This window comes from Acinetobacter sp. YH16053, from assembly GCF_013417035.1.
GTDB classification, from domain to species: Bacteria; Pseudomonadota; Gammaproteobacteria; order Pseudomonadales; family Moraxellaceae; genus Acinetobacter; species Acinetobacter towneri.
On sequence record NZ_VPEP01000089.1, the window covers coordinates 1 to 2,136 of the forward strand.

At 40.7% G+C, this 2,136-nt stretch carries 2 protein-coding genes; one reads left to right on the plus strand and one right to left on the minus strand.

What is annotated here, in order from left to right; genetic code table 11:
* Positions 1-66: 66 nt before the first annotated feature.
* Positions 67-1,242, minus strand: coding sequence for a MobA/MobL family protein (locus FTV43_RS15115; protein ID WP_179995806.1), 1,176 nt, complete (start codon positions 1,240-1,242; stop codon positions 67-69).
* Between the two features lie 303 nt (positions 1,243-1,545).
* On the opposite strand from FTV43_RS15115, the gene FTV43_RS15120 reads away from it, so the two are divergent.
* The coding region (locus tag FTV43_RS15120) for a hypothetical protein (protein WP_179995807.1) at positions 1,546-2,136 on the plus strand (591 nt) is incomplete at its 3' end.

Here is a 2,136-nt window from a genome sequence, read left to right on the forward strand (position 1 = left end):
TTGCTAATCAGTCGATCGTAGCACACGCTCTTTATATACCTTCTAGGTATATAGAAAACATCAAACCTAGGGACCGCCAAAATCATAATCATCATTCTTTGGTTTAGGCTGTATGGATGACAGAGTAGATTCAGCAGGTTGGTTGGTTTGAATAACTTTCGATTGTTCAGCCTGAGATTTTAAGACAGGATTGAACTCGATTTGGGGATCTGGATATTCGAGTGAATTTTTCAGCTGGTAATCCATCCTGTTCAGGTTCCAATGTTCAGTCTGAAGCATTGGCTTCTGTGTTTTGATGATTTCTTTGAAATCTTGATTGAGTTCTTTTTGGTTTTTGGCTTTTTTGGCCAAGTAATTCAAGTAGTGCATGACTTCGAGTGAGGTGTAAGGCTCATTCAAGCATGAATAGAAATATTCATGTGTCTGCGTCTGTTGCCGCTGCTTTTGTTCCATTTCTCGTTCTTTGGCATTGTGCAGCCGGATTTTCTGGATCTCAGCCAGGTATTCCACGGTTTCATTCTGTTTCCCAGCACCTAATTTGGGTTCCGGGAGATACAAGGTGCCATGGATCTCGTTGTATTTCTCATAGTTGTCAGCTGAAACCTGATTTTTGATGGTGATGTCTTGGCCATCCAGTGTGTAGGTGACGGTTGGACAGTGCTGTGCAAGGGCATCATTCAGATGGTTTTCCCATTGTTTTCGGATATAAATTAAAAAAGTGGAATAGTCTGCGTGGCCATCCTGCAGCTGGATTTTCTTTGCACCGCCTTTGCTTGGATCTTTGGGGTTATAGCGTTTGAAATATTGTTCGGCTGTCCGTTCAATACTGTCATCGGCTTTTAGCGAGAACATGATGTGACAATGAGGCTGATCTTCGCCACTGAGGCGCGATTTAACGTTATGTATGGCGTATGAATGCGGATATTGCTGTGGAATTATATGTTTGTCTAAAAACGTCTCTATGAGCGTTTTACGCTGTTCTGGCGTGAACTCATTTGGTAGGGCAATTTCATACTCCATATAGGCCTTGGCATTCGCTCGTTCATAAGTATCTGCTGCATGCCAAAATTCGATTGGATCTTTAACGAAAGAAGGCATACAGCGGCCAGGCTCAACATGTTCCAGCACCTCATTACTGTTTTTGCGGACCTGCTCATACTGCATTAGCCGTGCAAGGTAGAGGTAATGCTGAATGGCGTAGCCTTTATTTTTACTTTTGACGCTGAAATGATAGCTGGCCATGCTTACCTCTGTTGGGTTCTAGACCGGTTTTTATGCAGTGAAACGGAATGAAAACCGCCCGGATTTGGAATGCCTGGATGGCTGAAAAATCCGGTTGAAGGGGGTCAAGGGGGAATCGCCCCATTGCGTACTAGTTTCTCCGATCAGGAGAAACTGTCAAGTGCGAATTATTTAAAATAAAAATAAAAATTCTTTTCAAGAAATTTTATTTTTATTTTAAATAATTATTTTCAGACTGCCCGATTTAATTATGGTAAAACCATAATTAAATCGGTAGCAGTTCTGAAAATTTAGCGGCAGATGATGGAAATGGAAAAAGCAAAAAAGCGTGGTCGACCAGCTCAGTTACTTCAGAGAGCAGAGTTACATGCTTTCGTGGATTTTTTATTAGAGAACAATCGACGTACTGAATTACAGAATCAGGTCATTGATGCATTGGAGGCTGAAGACTTTAATTTTGAGATGTTGTCTGAAGCTCATAAAATATTAGTCAAAGAAGCATTAAAACCTTACAGAGAGCATCTGAAGCTTCAGCTGCTGTTTGATGAGCTGTCTAAAAATCCTAGACAGACTGAATATGAAGCTAAATTTATCGAGTTGTTTCATGCATACCAGGACAATCAACTGGGTGTTGCTGAACTGAATATTCTGAAGATGATGTGTACCCGATATCTGAATTTCAAAGCTCAAAAACTGCAATATGCTGATTTGGAGCTGTACTTGAGTCAGATCCAGAAAAAAGATGCAGGGAAAAAGCGTAAAGCTGAAAACAATCGAAAGTATCAGCTCGGTGGCGCTGTGATTGCTGCTTATAAAGAATTGGGTCTTAATATTGATACCTTGACACCAGATCAAGTTAGAAAAGCCATTGTAGGAAATAAGAGGTTCTTTTTT

Bases quoted from the DNA above. Each gene is read 5' to 3' on its own strand.
- FTV43_RS15115 (WP_179995806.1), bottom strand. From the start codon at position 1,242: ATGGCCAGCTATCATTTCAGCGTCAAAAGTAAAAATAAAGGCTACGCC.